Below are 16,016 nucleotides of genomic sequence, written 5' to 3'. Positions count from 1 at the left end.
TAAAAATGACAAGCCATTCTTTTTAGAATGGTTTTTTTATTTTGTATTTTTAAAAAGAAAAAACAAAATAAGCATGATTAACAAAACAGTTGCAAATGTAGAAGCAGCACTAAACGGCGTTAAAGATAACATGACCTTTATGTTGGGTGGCTTCGGGCTTTGCGGCATCCCGGAAAATGCCATTGCCCACTTAGTGAAACTGGGCATAAAGGGTTTAACCTGCATATCAAACAACGCCGGCGTTGATGATTTTGGCTTGGGCCTGTTGCTTCAAAAGCATCAAATCAAGAAAATGATTGCTTCCTATGTAGGTGAAAACGAGGAGTTTGAACGCCAAATGCTCACAGGCGAACTGGATGTGGAGCTTATTCCACAAGGCACCTTGGCAGAGCGCTGTCGTGCAGCCCAAGCAGGGTTTCCCGCCATTTACACCCCCGCAGGTTATGGCACCGAAGTTGCCGATGGAAAAGAAACACGGGAGTTTGATGGCAAGATGTACGTTTTGGAACATGCCTTTAAAGCCGATTTTGCCTTTGTGAAAGCTTGGAAAGGCGATGCAGCCGGCAATTTAATTTTTAAGGGAACTGCCAGAAATTTTAATCCGGTGATGTGTGGCGCAGCAAAAATAACGGTCGCCGAAGTTGAAGAATTAGTGCCTCTTGGAAGCTTAGACCCCAATCAAATCCACATTCCAGGTATTTTTGTACAACGTATCTTTAAAGGGGAAAACTATGAAAAACGGATTGAACAACGAACGGTTCGACAAAGCAATTAATTCATTCGATAATTAACTCATTTGAAGATTAAATCGATTCGGATAATTTAATCGTAAAATTGACATTTGAATTAGGTTGCTTTTTCTGAAAAAAATGAGAGCTGCCAACAGATTTGAAATTTCAGCTAAAGAAACCGATAAATTAGAATACTGCTTGCGACTATATAAATCGTTTGAACAGTATCCAGATTCAGATGAAAAATTATTGAAAGATTTAAAATCCGTTATTCTGATAATTTCTAAAATAATCGTATCGAGCAAAAACCATAATTGATTAATTTTCAAATTGACACATTAACAAATTAGAACATGTTAGACAAAATAGGTATCGCAAAGCGCATTGCAAAAGAAGTTAAAAACGGGTATTATGTAAACTTGGGTATTGGCATACCAACATTGGTTGCCAACTACGTTCGCAATGATATTGAAGTGGAGTTTCAAAGTGAAAATGGTGTATTGGGCATGGGGCCTTTTCCTTTTGAAGGGGAAGAAGATGCCGATATTATTAACGCCGGTAAGCAAACTATTACCACACTACCGGGAGCAAGTTTTTTTGATTCTGCCATGAGCTTTTCAATGATTCGGGGCAAACACGTTGATTTAACTATTTTAGGTGCCATGGAAGTTGCCGAAAACGGTGATATTGCCAACTGGAAAATACCGAAACAGATGGTAAAGGGTATGGGCGGTGCCATGGATTTGGTGTCGAGTGCCGAAAACATTATTGTTGCCATGATGCACACCAACAAAGCGGGCGAATCGAAATTATTAAAACGTTGCTCGTTACCTTTAACCGGCGTGGGCTGTGTTAAAAAAATAGTGACCAATTTGGCGGTTATTGAAGTTACTAAAAACGGTTTTAAACTTTTGGAGCGCGCCCCGGGCATTTCGGTAGAAACCATAAAAAAAGCTACCGAAGGCAGCTTAATTATAGAAGGCAATATTCCTGAAATGGTTATTGATTGAATTCACAAAACCTTAAAAAAAACAACCTTTTCAGGAAATAGCAAAGTTAAATATTACTCCTTCTTCTGAATTTCAACTTGATGTGGATATGGTATTTCAATTCCGGCAGCATCTAAGGCCAGTTTTACATTTTCGGTAACCTCAAAGTAAACTGCCCAATAATCTGCCGCATTGCACCACGGTCTTACCGCAAAGTTTACAGAGCTATCGGCTAGTGCCAATACGTTTACGGTAGGTTCGGGCGCACTTAAAATTTTAGGGTTTGAAGTTAAAACACCCATTAGCACATCCTTTGTTTTCTTGATATCCGATTCATACCCAACTCCAAAAACCAAATCTACCCGTCGTACCCCCTCGGTGGTATAATTGATGATATTGCCATTGGACAGGGCACCGTTGGGAATTATGATTTCTTTATTGGAAAGCCCTGTTAATTTAGTCGTGAAAATTTCTATCGATTTAACAACCCCCGTTTCACCTTGGGCCTCAATAAGATCGCCTATTTTAAAAGGTTTAAAAATCATGATCAGTACACCGCCCGCAAAATTGCCCAAAGATCCCTGCAGTGCCAAACCAATGGCTAAACCAGCAGCAGCAATAATGGCGGCAAAGGAGGTAGTTGGCACCCCTAAAGTGCCCAATAAGGTAATAATCAACACTATTTTTAAGCCCCAACTAATAAGATTAATTAAAAAACTTTGAAGGCTTTCTTCATACTTGCTTTTGGTCATAATTTTCCTGGTGGCCTTGAGTATTTTTTTAATAATCCAAGAACCGATAATCCATACAACAATGGCTGCCAAAATTTTTAACCCGTAAGCGATGGCCAGCTCCAACCATTTTTGGGTATCAATATCTTTCAAATTCATACGTTTTTACTGTTTTTTTTATAATCTATTATACCATTTTACTTTCAAAATTCAAAATATTGCCGGTTATTTTTTTAAATGAAGCAACTTAATAAAGCTATCAAAGCAGGAACTGCCTGAATAAAAAAGAGCTTAATACGCTGTGTTGAATAGGCCCCGTAAGTGCCTGCAATTATAACACAAATAAGAAAAAAAGCGGCCAATTCAATATCTTTTTGAATGATGGCATACAACAAACCGGCAGCTATAAACCCATTGTAAAGTCCTTGGTTTGCCGCCAATACTTTGGTATCCTCAGCAAATGCTTTAGACTTTAGCCCGAAGGTTTTTATTCCATAAGGGGTGGTCCATAAAAACATCTCCAATATTAAAAAATAAATATGTTCAACTGCAACCAGGGCAACTAAAAACAGGGTCATGCCGTTCGCTTTTAAAATTCACAAAACTACTTTATTTTTATCCAAACTTAAATTTACAAAAAAAGCGCCCCTATTTAGAACGCTCGTTTTTATTAGGTTTTAAGGTGCTTAATTAACTTCAAAAGTGATTTTTACATTCACTCTAAATTCGGTTACATTACCATCGGTTACGCTTGCACTTTGTTCCTTTATGTAAACCGAACGAATATTTTTCACGCTTTTAGCTGCATGTTTTACGGCATTTCTTGTGGCGTCTTCCCAACTTTTATCGGAGTTCGCTAAAATTTCAATGACTTTTAATACTGACATAATTTTAATTTTTTAAGTGAATCCTTAAAGTTAAGAAAAATAATTGAGATTACCCATTTATGGCCTCAACCATGGCCACTTTTCCAGGAAGCATTTGCTTAAGCATGTTTTCAATACCGCTTTTTAGGGTGTAAGTAGATGATGGGCACCCACTACAAGCCCCTTGAAGCATGACGCTTACGTTTTTGGTTTCCGCATCATACGAGATAAATTGAATGTTGCCTCCATCGCTAGCCACGGCAGGTTTTACATATTCTTCAAGAATGTTGATGATTTCTTTTGAAACATCATCCAAAGTTTCAAAATAGGTGTCTTTTTGCGGGCTTGTTTTTTTCAAACTTTCGGCGGCTTCAGGCAACACAACATCTTTGCCGTTTTCTATGAAATTTCTAATGAATTCACGAAGTTGATTGGTAATGTCTTGCCATTCAGCAATATCGTACTTGGTAATGGACACGTAATTCTCATCGATAAAAACGCTTTTTACAAACGGAAAATGAAAAAGTTCGGTTGCCAAAGGCGATAATTTTGCCTCATCAATGGAAGTGAACTCAAAAAGCGTGGTCACTATTTTTTTGTTGGCAACAAACTTCATAACGGCAGGGTTGGGCGTACTTTCAGCATACACCGTAACGGGTACTTTTTTAGCTTGCACCGTATCTTCTATCACGATGCCACCATCGTTTAAATAATCTTCAATTTGTTGCGCCACCTCATCTTGTACATCGCTCCATTCCAAAATATTATAGCGTTCAACCGCAATAAAATTTCCTGATATATACACCTTTTTCACAAAAGGCAAATAGAATAATTGTTGTGCCAAAGGCGATGGTTTTGCTTCGTCTATATTGTTGAACTCAAAACTTTGGTGCTTGGTTATAAACGCATTTACCTCGAATTTAACAATGGCATTATTGGTTGTTTCTTGCACGGAAACCTTGAAAGTATTCATTTCAGCTAATTTTTCACAAAAATACTAAAAGAAAACTTTAGTTATCCATATATTTGAGTTTTGTTGCCTTTTTTAAAGAAGAAAAGACAGCTTTAAACGTTCTATTTTCGAGCGCCCTTTTTTAAGAAATAAAACGTTTTTTAAGTAGAAATCTGCCTATAACGAGTTTATGAAACTAAAATATATTTTAATGGTAGTATTGGGTGGTTTTTTTGCCCAACATGCAAGGTCGCAGGAAGGCCTACCCATTTACACCGATTATCTTACCGATAATTATTATTTAATACACCCTTCTATGGCAGGAGCTGCCAATTGCTCGAAAGTTAGACTTACGGCGCGCCAACAATGGTTTGGACATGAAGATGCCCCGAAACTTTTAACCTTGAGCATTAACGGTCGTATAGGTGAAACGGCTTCGGGGGTAGGCGGTATTTTGTTTACCGACAAAAACGGATACCACTCGCAAACAGGCGCTTATGCTACCTATGCGCACCATCTGATGTTTTCAAGAAGCGAAACCGATTTGAATATGCTTTCCTTTGGGTTAAGTGCTGGTTTTATACAGTATAAATTAGATGAAACATCGTTTCTGTTTGATGGCCCCGACCCAATTATTGATGGCATTGTACAGAATGAAACCCATTTTAATCTCGATTTTGGGTTTTCGTACCATTTCCTAAACTTTTATGCACATGCCACCGTAAAAAACATGCTTAAAAATTCGGGCGTTAACAAAGACATTAATATTACAAGCAATTTACGGCGCTATTTAATCTCAACGGGCTATGTTTTTGGCAAATACGGCAGTGAATGGAGCTATGAACCCTCGGTCATGTTTCAGTATAGAGATGGCACCAAAGAGGCTTCCATTGATTTGAACGCTAAAGTTTATAAAAACGTTGAATTTGGTAAAATTTGGGGCGGACTCTCCTACCGAAACAGCTTTGATGGCGCAGAATATACCCAAACGGGCAGCATTAACAGTCAGCGATTACAGCAAATTACGCCCATTTTAGGGGTTAACTACAAAGAGTTTATGTTTGCCTACAACTATACTTACCAATCAAATTCCGTGGTGTTTACAAATGGCGGTTTTCATCAACTTACTTTAGGGTATAATTTTAATTGCAAGCGCGAACGTTACGATTGCAATTGCCCTGCGGTAAATTGAACATAACTAATTAGTATTTAAACCGTGGTGGTTTTAAAATCATCGCTATTGCCCATGCATCAAACCATAATGCATCTAATGAAATGAATGCCAGTTATATAAAACAGATAAACAAAATCTTGTTGTATATTGACGATAATTTGAATACTGAATTATCACTTGAAAAACTGGCGGCCATTGCATATTATTCGCCATTTCACTTACACCGGCTTTTTAAAGCCTACACCAATGAAACCCTCAATACATACATAACCCGTAAACGGATTGAAAAAACCGCTTCATTGCTCATCCATAAAAAAGAGGTTTCCATTACCGAGCTTGCCCTAAATTACGGTTTTAATAGCAATGCCTCATTCACGCGAACCTTCAAAAAAATATATGGTGTAAGTCCTTCTGAATTTAAAAAATTAAGTCCGGGCCATTATAGCAAGATTGGTAAAGTTGAAAGCAAGAATGGTAAAATGCAGCCCACATTTAACAACTACATTTGCAACATCAACAATCATAAAAATTGGATTAACATGAATGCAACCATTGAAGTTAAGGACATCCCACAATTAAACCTTGCCTACATTACCCACATGGGCGTAAATGACTTAGATATTGCTTTTGAAAAACTTGTTAAATGGGCGAAACCAAAAGGCATACTTGATAATCCCCATACTAAAATGGCAAGGATTTTTCACGACAGCTTTAAAATAACCGAACCAGGCAAAGTACGGATGAGTGTGTGCATTTTACTAGAAAAACCCATTGAGGTAAGTGGTGAAATTGGGCTAACTTCCATTGAAAAGGGCAAATACATTGTTGGCCATTTTGAAGTGGAACTAAAGGATTTTGAAAAATCGTGGACAGGTCTTTTTGTGTGGATGAATGAAAATGGCTATAAAAAAGCAGATGGCAATCCTTTTGAAATATATCATAACAATTTCAAGGAACATCCTGAAAACAAAGCGATTGTTGACTTTTATATTCCGATAGAATAACATTTTACGTTAAGTATATGCTCACAACAATATGCCCAAAGTTGCCAATGCGAAATAAACTGGCTACCAAACACTTTTACATAACCCAGTTGGGGTTTGAAGAAATAGGCAATTATGAAGGCTATTTGATGGTTAAAAAAGACACCGTAGAGATTCATTTTTTTGAATTTAAAGAACTCAACCCAAAAGAAAATTACGCACAGGTATATATACGGACCAACGATATTGATAACTTATACCAATCAATTTCCGACCATAAAATAGAGGTTCATCCAAACGGAACGTTACAAACCAAACCTTGGGGCCAAAAGGAATTCGCATTACTGGACCCAGACCATAACTTGCTTACTTTCGGCCAACCTATGTAGCATCATGTAATTTTTAACTAGTGCATAAACCAACTTCTTTAATTTAAAACCCACAATGAGCAACGGCGTAAACCAAATGAGCCACTTCAGCATATAAATTCGTGAACATGGTATTTTTACCAAAAATTGACGTTTTTTTATAAAATCCCTATTTTATTTTATCAACTAAAGTGCGTAAGTTTATCTATCTTAAAAGTATAGATGAAATTAGGTATAAAATATGGCATGTTTTTATGTGTCGCGTTGTGGGCAACGGTTTTGTGGGCACAAGAACCCAATAGCGGGCCACAATTTACGGTACGCGGTTCAGTGGTTGAAAGCGATACCAAAAACCCCATTCCCAATGTAAACATCGAGGTTAACGGAGGCTCTTACACCACCACCGATTATGGCGGAAACTTTAGGATTGAAGCACGAAAAGGCGACGAACTTACCATAAAGCACAAAGATTTTGAAACAGTTTATTACACCATACAAAGTAACGAGCGAATTATGGTGGAGGTGCAACCAAGCAGCGAGGAAACACCGTATTCCAAACAAAGAATCTATTCAAGAACCAATCCTGTTTTATTCAAATCGTTGCTAGATTCGGCAGAAACAAGCCTAAAAAAAGATGCCAAAAAAAGTATCCAGTTTATTGAAAAAGCATTGGGCGCAAGCAATTCAACTAAAGAAAATAGCGAAGCTTATGAAGTGTTGGGAGATATTTACATGTTCTGGAAACAGTTTGATTTGGCGGTTTCAAACTACCGGATAAGCTTACAGAACAACGAAACCAATACCGTAAAATTAAAACTGGCCGCGGCTTATAAAGAGAACAAAAACTATCAGGAAAGTGTTCAAACCTATAACCGTATCCCTAAAAAGGAGCTCTCAAATTGGCAATCAATAACACTTTATGAAGGCCTTGGCGATGTGCATTTGTCAACAAAGGCTTATAACGCGTCCATTAACGCCTACCAACAAGGGTTAAACGTGGCACAAAAACATCAAATTTCAGCCAAAATAACCGATTTGAATTCTAAAATTGCCCAGGTTTATAACGCAAAGGGGGAAACACAAAAAGCCGAAGGTTATTTCAACAAATCCTTAAAACTTGCAAACAGCCAAACAAAAAAACGCGCTGCGGAAGAAAAAATAAAGGTTGCCGATTTCCAGAATAATATCAACAATTATTCCAATGAAATTGAACTTCGGAAAGACGCATTAAAAGACCTAAAGACCATTAAAAACAATGCACCCATCGACCTAAGCAGCGATTTAACGGCCCAAAAACAAAATTACAAAATTGGCAATGCCTTCGCTTTAAAAAAGGATTATGAAAACGCCATTCCCTACCTAAAAAAGAGTATTGAAGAAGCTGGTGCCATGAAAGACCTCATCGTTCAAAAAGATGCCACCCGAAAACTCTCGGAAATATATCGCGAATCGGGCAACTTTGACAAAGCCCTTCTAGCCTACCAAAGCTATGTGGAGCTGGTTGACAAACTGTATGTAATTAAAGAACAACAAATAGCACAAGCGGCGCGGTTTAGCAAAGATATTGTTGCAAAACAAAACCGTATTTTAAGTTTAGAAAGCGATCGAGCGCTATCGCAAAGCACCTATCAGCTCACAATCGAACAGGCAAAACTGCAAAAACTCATCATTTATTCCTTAATTGGCGGCGTTTTGCTGTTGTTGGTTTTAGCGTTTTTAATGTTTAAATACATCAAACAGCAGCGTTTGGCTAATAATTTATTGGCGCTAAAAAGTTTACGAAGCCAAATGAACCCGCACTTTATATTTAATGCGCTAAACTCAGTAAACAGCTTTATAGCTTCCAATGATGAACGAACTGCCAACAAATATTTAACCGATTTTTCATTATTGATGCGCGCCGTTCTAGAAAATAGCGAACAGGATTTTATCCCTCTTGAAAAAGAGATTGAACTGCTAAAACTATACACCAAATTAGAGCATTTTAGGTTTCAGGATAAGTTCGACTATACCATACACATTGATGAAACCATCCAAATAAACGACTTTATAATTCCACCCATGTTGTTGCAACCGTATATTGAAAATGCCGTTTGGCACGGGTTGCGTTACAAAAAAACGAAAGGATTTTTAGAGGTTTCAATAACACAAACCACTTCCGAAGAAATCAAAATAACCATCATCGATAATGGAATTGGACGCGAAAAATCGAAAGCCTTAAAAACCGTAAATCAACAAAAACAAAATTCAAAAGGCATGGGCAACATCAACAAACGGGTCGCAATCTTAAATGCCATGTACAAAGATAAAGTTACCATAAATGTTGCCGATTTTCAAAAAGAAGCAGATGATGTGGGCACAAAAGTAGTGGTAACGCTAAAGAAGGATTAGTGATTTACGCTTTTTGAACCTGTTAGAGTTTCTGTGGAAGCAATAATAATTGACGCGTTTATGCAAAATTCAGATGAAGTGACAATTAAAAATAATGTTTAAAAAATAACAACAAAAACCAAGCAATACCAAAATGAAACTAACCGCCATTATTGTTGAAGACGAAGAAACAAGTAGGGAAATACTTAAAAATTACCTCAAAAAATACTGCCCCAGCGTAACCATTTTGGGTGAAGCGGCAAACGTTGAAGAAGCCTTGGTGCTAATACGCAACAATGCGTTGGATTTGGTTTTTTTGGATGTTGAAATGCCCTATGGAAACGCCTTCGATTTACTTGATAAAGTTGGCGATATAAATTTTGAAACCATATTTGTAACCGCCTACAACCAATACGCCATGGATGCCCTTAATGCCCATGCATCGTATTATTTGATGAAACCCATTTCCATAGATGCGCTAATTAAAGCAGTAGATTATATTACCGAAATAAAAACCAAGGAAACCGCCTTACAAAACCGTGTATTGGTACCAAAAACCAATAACGTACATGGCAAAATAACCATTCCGCAGCTAGATGGCTTCGAGGTTATCAATACCACCGATATTTTATATTGTAAGGCAGATGATAATTATACCGAAATTTATTTAAACACCAACAAGAAAAAAATAGTAAGTAAAACGCTAAAATATTTTGAAGCTATTTTAATTGACGGTAATTTTGCAAGAGTCCACAAATCGTATTTAGTAAACGTGAACGAAGTTGTAAAATACGTGAAAGGTAAAGGCGGAAGCGTGGTGTTGAGCAACGGCAAGGAAATTATGGTTTCAGCTTCAAGAAAATCGGAGTTTTTATCGTATTTTGAATAAATTCCTGCGGAAGCGGAAACCACATTTTTAAAAAAATCATTTAATGTTAACATAAAAAAGGATTCATTCATATTGATAAACAGATTCCTTTTTCCAAAGAAATTTAAGATGCCAGTAATAAAACCAGTAGAAGGGAAATATCCACAAATTCCAGAGGATTGTTTTGTGGCCGAAAACGCAACCATTGTGGGCGATGTACAAATGGGAAGCCAATGTAGTATTTGGTTCAGTGCCGTAGTTCGCGGCGACGTTAACTATATTAAAATGGGCAATAAAGTAAACGTTCAAGATGGTGCCGTTATACACGCTACCTACAAAACCGCGCCCACCAATATTGGCAATAATGTTTCCATTGGGCACAACGCCATAGTACACGGATGCACCATTCACGATAACGTATTAGTAGGCATGGGCAGCATTATCATGGACGATTGCGTTATTGAAAGCAACAGTATTATTGCTGCGGGTGCGGTGGTAACCCAAAAAACCAGGGTAGAATCGGGCAGTATTTATGCCGGAGTGCCTGCAAAAAAGGTGAAGGATATTAGTGAAGACCTAATTTCTGGGCAAATAGACCGTATTTCAAACAATTACATTAAATATTCGGGTTGGTTTAAGGAGTAGTTTTGCGGTATATCAATCCAAATGGTAAATCTCCATGATGTTCTTTAGGATGTTATCAAAGTCAATTTTTAAATCCACCAGTTTACCCGTATTAACATCAAAAACCCAACCGTGCACTATAAGTCCGCGATCGCGTGAAGCCTTTTGAACCGTTGCTGTTTTAATAAGGTTTACGCACTGTTCCTGTACGTTAAGCTCCACCAAGCGGTTGTATTTTTTGTTTTCGTCTGAAATGGCATTGAGCTCGTTTTTATGAATGCGATAAACATCGCGAATGTTTCGCAACCAAGGGTTTAATATCCCCAAATCGGCCGATTGCATCGCCGCCTTCACGCCTCCACACTCATAATGTCCGCATACAACCACATGGTTCACTTTTAAATGGTCCACCGCATAATTTACAACCGACATCACATTCAAGTCGATGCTAATTACCATGTTGGCTATGTTTCTATGTACAAAAACTTCACCGGGACCCAAACCCATTAATTCTTCCGCCGTTACCCTACTATCGGAACAGCCAATAAACAGCAATTCAGGGTTTTGCCCTATGCCCAATTCATTAAAGTAATTTGGATTATTGGTTAGTTTCTCTTTGATCCATTGTTTATTGTTTTCAAAAACTTTCGCTACATCCATACCATGATTTTTATCGTATAAAGATAAAATAAAAATTTAGAGTGCTTTAATATCTTCTGAAGAAATCCAACCTGTTTTACCATCTTGCAACTTGATTTTTTTCCAATTGTTAACGGTATCCAAAATTTGAACCTTGGTGCCTTCATGTAGTATAAACGATTCGTTGCTCCTAAAATTGGGCTCGCTTTTTACCTTGCTTTCCTTTGAAAAAACGATGGCCGGTTGATCATTTTTATCTAAATTATACTTATGAAAGGCAAACAATAGCGACAGCCCCATAAAAAACAATGCCGTTAAACTACTTATAAACGCCAAACGCTTTTTTAAGGTTTCATAGGCAAAATAGTAGATTAAAAATAAAGTCACAAAACAAAATACCAACACAACGGATAGTTTTGCCCATCCATCAAAAGTTAGGGTATTGGCGGCATTGTTTATAAGTTTGGTGAAACCACCTTCGGGAACCACGTCTATGGCATCAATGGTCATGTTTCTGGCCATGGTTAGGTTGTTTGTTATATCGGTATCGTTGGAGCTTAATTGCAACGCTTTTTCATAAAAATAGATGCTTGGGGCGATGCGGTTTAACTTATAATAGGCGTTGGCCAAATTAAAATAAAGTTCGGCCGAATGGTTCTTGGTGGCTAGAATGGCTTGGTATTGGGCTATGGCATCGGCATATTTGCCTTCATTGTAAAATTTATTGGCCCTTTCAAAAATGGCCGTGTTTTGCGCAGATACACCTAAATTTAATAAGAACAATACTATGTAGAATATCTTTTTCATGTTATCGTGCCTGTTTATCAATTAATGAAATGGTTTTGGCAGCTTTATCATAATCTTCTTGCATGGTTACCTGATCTATGGGGGTGTATCTAGCCAACTCGCAGTTTTCGATAATCCCTATAAAATCTTTGATTACCGTACTTTCAACCTGTCTATCCAGTAAAAGCTGATTGATTTTATCCTTACTTAAATCGCTGGTTTCAATATGTAGTTTGGCTTTTAGGTAATTGTGCAAGGCTTTTTCTAAAGCAATGTAAAATGCTTCTTTTTTACCAAGCGATTTTTTGGCATTGCTCAAATATTTTCTTGCCAACCTATCGGCTTCCCTTATGCGGTTTCCATAAACATCAGCATCTCTACTGGCTTTTTTGTTCCTTACAACAATGGCGAATGGAATTGCTAAAAACGGCAATAGCAACAAACTCCAAAAAAGCGGGGTTTTAAAAAAGTAAGAGCTGCTGGTGCTGGAAAAATTGGTGCTTGTTTTAATAAACGCAAATTGGTTGTTGCTTAAAACAATGGGCTGTTTGGTCCTGTTTGCAATATTTTGATTAGCAGCACCCGAATTTAGTGGGCCATCCAAAACATCTAAAACAATTTCATTGGAATTTAACTGTTTGTAGGTTTTTGTTTTAATATCGAAATATGAAAACGAGATACTAGGTATGGGGTATTTCCCTTTATATTGCGGTACAATGGTATAACTATCGGAAATACTTCCTTGCATGCCCGAAAGATTGGTGTTTACGTTTTCGCTATGCTCGGGTTCATACACTTCGAGCGAACTTGGTAGCGACAGTTTTGGCAATTTAAAAAGCTTGAGGTTGCCATTGCCTTGTACCTCTACCTTTGCCTGTAATGATTCGGATGCGTTTAGCTGTGTTTTTGTGGTGGTTACCTTAAACGAAAAATCGCCAACAGCTCCAGTAAAATCTAACGGTTTTCCTTGTTCGGGCAGGGGTTTAACGGTAATGGTGCTGTTGCCCGCCGATACCCTTTTATTGGCACGCGCCATGATGCGGCTTCCAAAAAAATCACGTCGGTTGGTTGCTACTTGTACCGAGGCATCAACCGTAAGCGGTTCCATGTTTAACTTTCCTGTTTTTTGCGGGTATAAAACTGCTTTTCTGTAAACCACATAATTAAACTCCTTGCCATCGTACATTCCCCTTTCTACTTTTAACTGTTTTATAGGAATATCCTGACTCCAAAAATCGTTGTATTTTGGCGTATCTATGTCGTTAAGGTTGGTAACATTCACATCGGAAGAAAAATAGAATTTATAAGTAACCACAACGGCTTCATTCAAATACGGATTAGTGTTTGAAATTTCAGCAACCAAATGGATGCCCTCCGAAGCCACATAATCGGGGTCGTTCGGGTCTTTGGGAAGTTCTATGGCCGCCGTTACTTCAATTTTAATGGGCAAGGTTTTGTAAGTTTCGCCATCAATATGTATGGTTGCCTGTGCAATGGTAAATTCGCCCCTGTTTTTAGGTGCCAAAAAATAACTATAGGTTTTCTTATAGCTTCGCACGCCGTTAATCCACGAATTGCTGACCGACTGATTAGGGCCGCCAACAACCGTGAAATTTGAAAAATCGGGCGGATTGAAATTATCGCCATCTTGATTCATCTCAAAATCGACCCGTAAACGTTCATTAACGCCTAATTTTTGCTTGCTAACTTTTGCCTCGAACTTTACTTGGGCAGAAACCATGCTAGTTACAAATATGAAAAATGCAATAAATATATGTCCTTTAAATCTCATTTTTAAAATTACTATTAATAACCAGAAGCCTATAAAAGTCTCCATGAAACTAAAAATTGTGACTGCTTACTTATTTACCAATCTTTTTCGGTTTTTATTATAACGCCTTTTTGTTTTTCGGCATTCATTTTTTCTTGAACTTTCTGTTCTTCATTATTCATGGCTTCCAATAAGTTTTTTACCTGTTGCGGCGACAATTGTCCGGGTTGTGGCTTTGGTGGCTGTTGCTGTTTGTCTTTACCGTCTTCCTTACCTTTGTTGTCTTTTTCATCTTTGGGCTTTCCTTTATCGTCTTTTTTATCGTCGCCCTCTTTTTTGTCTTGGTCGCCTTTATCCTTTTGGTCTTGGTCTTTTTTATCCTTATCGTTGCCTTTGTCGTCTTTTTTGTCCTGGTCTTTTTTATCGTCTTTATTATCCTTATTGTCTTTATTCTTATCGTCCTTATTGTCGTCTTTTTGTTGGTCGGCACAAATTTTTGCCAGTCCTAGGTTGTAGCGTGTCTCATCATCGGTTGGGTCGTTTCTTAGGGCGTTTTTATAAGCTTCAACCGCTTCCTTGCATTTTTTGTTTTTCATAAGCACATTGCCTATGTTGTGATATGCTTTATGTTTTTCGCTTTTTGAAGTCGCCGCTTTTGCCGCTTCATCCAAACGGTACAGTGCTTCATCAAAACTGCCTTTTTTGATATAGGAATTTCCTAAATTGTAAATACCGGCAACCGAAGTGGCCTGCTCTGAAATGGCTTTTCGATAGGCCATTTCAGCCGAAACAAAATCGTCGTTGCCCATTAAACTATTTGCTTCATACACATAGTTGTTTGCTTTTTTTTGAGCCAACAATTGTGCTTCCTTATCCTTTTCCTGTGAAAAAGAAACTGTTGCAATTAGTGTAAAAAGTGTAACAAGTATGTACTTCATTTTTGTATGCTTTAATCAACTGTTAAAGATATGAAACCTTGCAAAGGCTTATTGTTAAAGGTTTTATAAAATAATTTTGGTTTGCGATTGACGATTTCTAATAGTTCCATTTCAAAAGAAAAGTAACTCTAAAGGTTTTCATTAAACAGGTTCAACTTTTTCAACCAGGCCGTTTTGCGTTCCAACAAGAAAATATCAAGCAGCAAAAAGAAAAGGGCCAGAGCCAAAAACCATTGAAACTGGTCTTTAAAATCGGCATATTCCTTGGTTTCAAACTCTTTTTTGTCCATGCCGTTTAATATATCCTTGATGGTTTTTACCACATCATTGGTATTTTTTCCGTTTATATACACTCCATTGGCTTGGGCCGCAATATTTTTCAGGGTTTCCTCATCCAACCTGGTAATGACCGTTTCGCCTTGGTTATCTTTTTTATAATTCAAAACAATTCCGTTGCGTTTTTCTGGAATAGGGCCGCCTTGAACATCGCCCACGCCAATAGTGAAAATACGGATGCCTGCTTCTTTAGCTTCCTCGGCAACTGCGGCGGCTTCCTCGCTGTGGTCTTCGCCATCGGAAATAATGATGAGAATTCTATTGGTTTGCTCTTCGTCATCAAAATAGGTGGTTGCCAATTTTATGGCTTCGTTTATGGCCGTTCCTTGTGAAGAAAGCATATCGGTATTCATGCTTTGCAGGAACATTTTTGCCGAAGCATAATCGGTGGTAATGGGCAATTGCGGAAATGCTTTTCCTGCGTAAGCGATGATGCCCACACGATCGCTTGCCAAATTATTGATGATTTGCGTTACCAGTTGTTTCGATTTTTCCAGACGGTTTGGGGCAATATCTTCGGCGAGCATACTTTTAGAAACATCGACCGCAAAAACAATATCGACACCCTCACGCTTAACGGTTTCCAATTTCGTGCCTATTTTAGGGTTTACCAGCGCAATAGCTAAACTGGCAAAAGCTAAACTTAAGATGGTAATTTTTAAAACCGATTTGAAGACCGAGGCATTCGGACTTAATTTTTTAAGTAACTCTTTATCGGCAAATTTGCGTTGGGTACGGTGTTTCCAAAATTGAAGCACCAAAAAGGATAGGATTATTACGGGAATAATTGCCAACACCCAAAACCATATTTTTTCATCTAATTGATACATTGTTGTTTGTTGTTCGTTGTGGATTCGTTGCGTTGTTTTGCCACGAATTCACGAATTTTA

General features: G+C 37.8%; 17 protein-coding genes. 8 read left to right on the top strand and 9 right to left on the bottom strand.

The features are described from left to right. The first annotated feature begins 73 nt into the window (after positions 1 to 73). Positions 74 to 775 (top strand): CoA transferase subunit A, encoded by a 702-nt coding sequence (locus GQO80_RS04150; protein WP_157207068.1) that lies wholly within the window; start codon positions 74 to 76, stop codon positions 773 to 775. Positions 776 to 1,084: 309 nt separating this feature from the next. Next, the gene (locus tag GQO80_RS04145) at positions 1,085 to 1,741 is read left to right on the top strand and encodes a 3-oxoacid CoA-transferase subunit B (RefSeq protein WP_157207067.1); all 657 of its coding nucleotides are present in this window, start codon (positions 1,085 to 1,087) and stop codon (positions 1,739 to 1,741) included. A 53-nt stretch (positions 1,742 to 1,794) separates the two neighbouring features. Here the strand turns inward: GQO80_RS04145 and GQO80_RS04140 are convergent, their stop codons facing one another. The 4 genes from GQO80_RS04140 to GQO80_RS04125 form a co-directional block, all read right to left on the bottom strand. Beyond that, entirely contained in the window at positions 1,795 to 2,610 is an 816-nt protein-coding gene (locus tag GQO80_RS04140) for a mechanosensitive ion channel family protein (protein ID WP_157207066.1), read from the bottom strand. 74 nt (positions 2,611 to 2,684) lie between these two features. Beyond that, positions 2,685 to 3,029, bottom strand: coding sequence for a DUF1304 domain-containing protein (locus GQO80_RS04135; RefSeq protein WP_157207065.1), 345 nt, complete (start codon positions 3,027 to 3,029; stop codon positions 2,685 to 2,687). Between the two features lie 108 nt (positions 3,030 to 3,137). After that, complete coding sequence (locus tag GQO80_RS04130; protein ID WP_157207064.1) at positions 3,138 to 3,338, bottom strand: dodecin family protein; 201 nt, start codon at positions 3,336 to 3,338, stop codon at positions 3,138 to 3,140. Between the two features lie 49 nt (positions 3,339 to 3,387). Beyond that, positions 3,388 to 4,290, bottom strand: a complete 903-nt coding sequence (locus GQO80_RS04125) for a NifU family protein (RefSeq protein ID WP_157207063.1) — start codon at positions 4,288 to 4,290, stop codon at positions 3,388 to 3,390. Positions 4,291 to 4,459: 169 nt separating this feature from the next. Between GQO80_RS04125 and GQO80_RS04120 the strand changes: the two genes are divergently transcribed. From GQO80_RS04120 to GQO80_RS04095, 6 genes are all read left to right on the top strand, one after another. After that, positions 4,460 to 5,461: a PorP/SprF family type IX secretion system membrane protein gene (locus tag GQO80_RS04120; RefSeq protein WP_157207062.1), complete on the top strand. Its 1,002-nt coding sequence runs from the start codon at positions 4,460 to 4,462 to the stop codon at positions 5,459 to 5,461. A gap of 83 nt (positions 5,462 to 5,544) precedes the next feature. After that, complete coding sequence (locus tag GQO80_RS04115) at positions 5,545 to 6,447, top strand: AraC family transcriptional regulator (RefSeq protein WP_157207061.1); 903 nt, start codon at positions 5,545 to 5,547, stop codon at positions 6,445 to 6,447. A 17-nt stretch (positions 6,448 to 6,464) separates the two neighbouring features. Then, positions 6,465 to 6,815, top strand: a complete 351-nt coding sequence (locus GQO80_RS04110) for a bleomycin resistance protein (protein WP_157207060.1) — start codon at positions 6,465 to 6,467, stop codon at positions 6,813 to 6,815. A gap of 201 nt (positions 6,816 to 7,016) precedes the next feature. Then, positions 7,017 to 9,185: a histidine kinase gene (locus GQO80_RS04105; protein ID WP_232333112.1), complete on the top strand. Its 2,169-nt coding sequence runs from the start codon at positions 7,017 to 7,019 to the stop codon at positions 9,183 to 9,185. 133 nt (positions 9,186 to 9,318) lie between these two features. Further along, on the top strand, positions 9,319 to 10,053 hold the full coding sequence (locus tag GQO80_RS04100; protein WP_157207059.1) for a LytR/AlgR family response regulator transcription factor: 735 nt from the start codon (positions 9,319 to 9,321) through the stop codon (positions 10,051 to 10,053). A gap of 108 nt (positions 10,054 to 10,161) precedes the next feature. Continuing rightward, positions 10,162 to 10,677 (top strand): gamma carbonic anhydrase family protein, encoded by a 516-nt coding sequence (locus GQO80_RS04095; protein ID WP_157207058.1) that lies wholly within the window; start codon positions 10,162 to 10,164, stop codon positions 10,675 to 10,677. A gap of 12 nt (positions 10,678 to 10,689) precedes the next feature. On the opposite strand, the gene GQO80_RS04090 is transcribed toward GQO80_RS04095, so the two are convergent. The 5 genes from GQO80_RS04090 to GQO80_RS04070 form a co-directional block, all read right to left on the bottom strand. After that, a complete protein-coding gene (locus GQO80_RS04090; RefSeq protein WP_157207057.1) occupies positions 10,690 to 11,316 on the bottom strand; it encodes a carbonic anhydrase in 627 nt (208 codons plus the stop codon). Positions 11,317 to 11,352: 36 nt separating this feature from the next. Beyond that, positions 11,353 to 12,102, bottom strand: coding sequence for an SH3 domain-containing protein (locus GQO80_RS04085; protein ID WP_157207056.1), 750 nt, complete (start codon positions 12,100 to 12,102; stop codon positions 11,353 to 11,355). 1 nt (position 12,103) lies between these two features. Beyond that, the gene (locus GQO80_RS04080) at positions 12,104 to 13,873 is read right to left on the bottom strand and encodes a BatD family protein (RefSeq protein ID WP_157207055.1); all 1,770 of its coding nucleotides are present in this window, start codon (positions 13,871 to 13,873) and stop codon (positions 12,104 to 12,106) included. Between the two features lie 74 nt (positions 13,874 to 13,947). Continuing rightward, positions 13,948 to 14,790 (bottom strand): tetratricopeptide repeat protein, encoded by an 843-nt coding sequence (locus GQO80_RS04075; RefSeq protein WP_157207054.1) that lies wholly within the window; start codon positions 14,788 to 14,790, stop codon positions 13,948 to 13,950. 128 nt (positions 14,791 to 14,918) lie between these two features. Then, positions 14,919 to 15,956 carry a vWA domain-containing protein gene (locus GQO80_RS04070; RefSeq protein ID WP_157207053.1) on the bottom strand — a complete coding sequence of 346 codons (1,038 nt, stop codon included), beginning with the start codon at positions 15,954 to 15,956 and terminating at the stop codon, positions 14,919 to 14,921. Between the last annotated feature and the right edge of the window lie 60 nt (positions 15,957 to 16,016).

This window comes from Mariniflexile maritimum (genome assembly GCF_009746565.1).
GTDB classification, from domain to species: Bacteria; Bacteroidota; Bacteroidia; order Flavobacteriales; family Flavobacteriaceae; genus Mariniflexile; species Mariniflexile maritimum.
This window is presented reverse-complemented; position numbering and strand designations above follow the sequence as displayed.

What these genes read in the sequence shown, in the direction of transcription:
- GQO80_RS04150 (WP_157207068.1), top strand. Translation starts at nt 74, where the DNA reads ATGATTAACAAAACAGTTGCAAATGTAGAAGCAGCACTAAACGGCGTT.
- GQO80_RS04145 (WP_157207067.1), top strand. Translation starts at nt 1,085, where the DNA reads ATGTTAGACAAAATAGGTATCGCAAAGCGCATTGCAAAAGAAGTTAAA.
- GQO80_RS04140 (WP_157207066.1), bottom strand. Translation starts at nt 2,610, where the DNA reads ATGAATTTGAAAGATATTGATACCCAAAAATGGTTGGAGCTGGCCATC.
- GQO80_RS04135 (WP_157207065.1), bottom strand. Translation starts at nt 3,029, where the DNA reads ATGACCCTGTTTTTAGTTGCCCTGGTTGCAGTTGAACATATTTATTTT.
- GQO80_RS04130 (WP_157207064.1), bottom strand. Translation starts at nt 3,338, where the DNA reads ATGTCAGTATTAAAAGTCATTGAAATTTTAGCGAACTCCGATAAAAGT.
- GQO80_RS04125 (WP_157207063.1), bottom strand. Translation starts at nt 4,290, where the DNA reads ATGAATACTTTCAAGGTTTCCGTGCAAGAAACAACCAATAATGCCATT.
- GQO80_RS04120 (WP_157207062.1), top strand. Translation starts at nt 4,460, where the DNA reads ATGAAACTAAAATATATTTTAATGGTAGTATTGGGTGGTTTTTTTGCC.
- GQO80_RS04115 (WP_157207061.1), top strand. Translation starts at nt 5,545, where the DNA reads ATGAATGCCAGTTATATAAAACAGATAAACAAAATCTTGTTGTATATT.
- GQO80_RS04110 (WP_157207060.1), top strand. Translation starts at nt 6,465, where the DNA reads ATGCTCACAACAATATGCCCAAAGTTGCCAATGCGAAATAAACTGGCT.
- GQO80_RS04105 (WP_232333112.1), top strand. Translation starts at nt 7,017, where the DNA reads ATGAAATTAGGTATAAAATATGGCATGTTTTTATGTGTCGCGTTGTGG.
- GQO80_RS04100 (WP_157207059.1), top strand. Translation starts at nt 9,319, where the DNA reads ATGAAACTAACCGCCATTATTGTTGAAGACGAAGAAACAAGTAGGGAA.
- GQO80_RS04095 (WP_157207058.1), top strand. Translation starts at nt 10,162, where the DNA reads ATGCCAGTAATAAAACCAGTAGAAGGGAAATATCCACAAATTCCAGAG.
- GQO80_RS04090 (WP_157207057.1), bottom strand. Translation starts at nt 11,316, where the DNA reads ATGGATGTAGCGAAAGTTTTTGAAAACAATAAACAATGGATCAAAGAG.
- GQO80_RS04085 (WP_157207056.1), bottom strand. Translation starts at nt 12,102, where the DNA reads ATGAAAAAGATATTCTACATAGTATTGTTCTTATTAAATTTAGGTGTA.
- GQO80_RS04080 (WP_157207055.1), bottom strand. Translation starts at nt 13,873, where the DNA reads ATGAGATTTAAAGGACATATATTTATTGCATTTTTCATATTTGTAACT.
- GQO80_RS04075 (WP_157207054.1), bottom strand. Translation starts at nt 14,790, where the DNA reads ATGAAGTACATACTTGTTACACTTTTTACACTAATTGCAACAGTTTCT.
- GQO80_RS04070 (WP_157207053.1), bottom strand. Translation starts at nt 15,956, where the DNA reads ATGTATCAATTAGATGAAAAAATATGGTTTTGGGTGTTGGCAATTATT.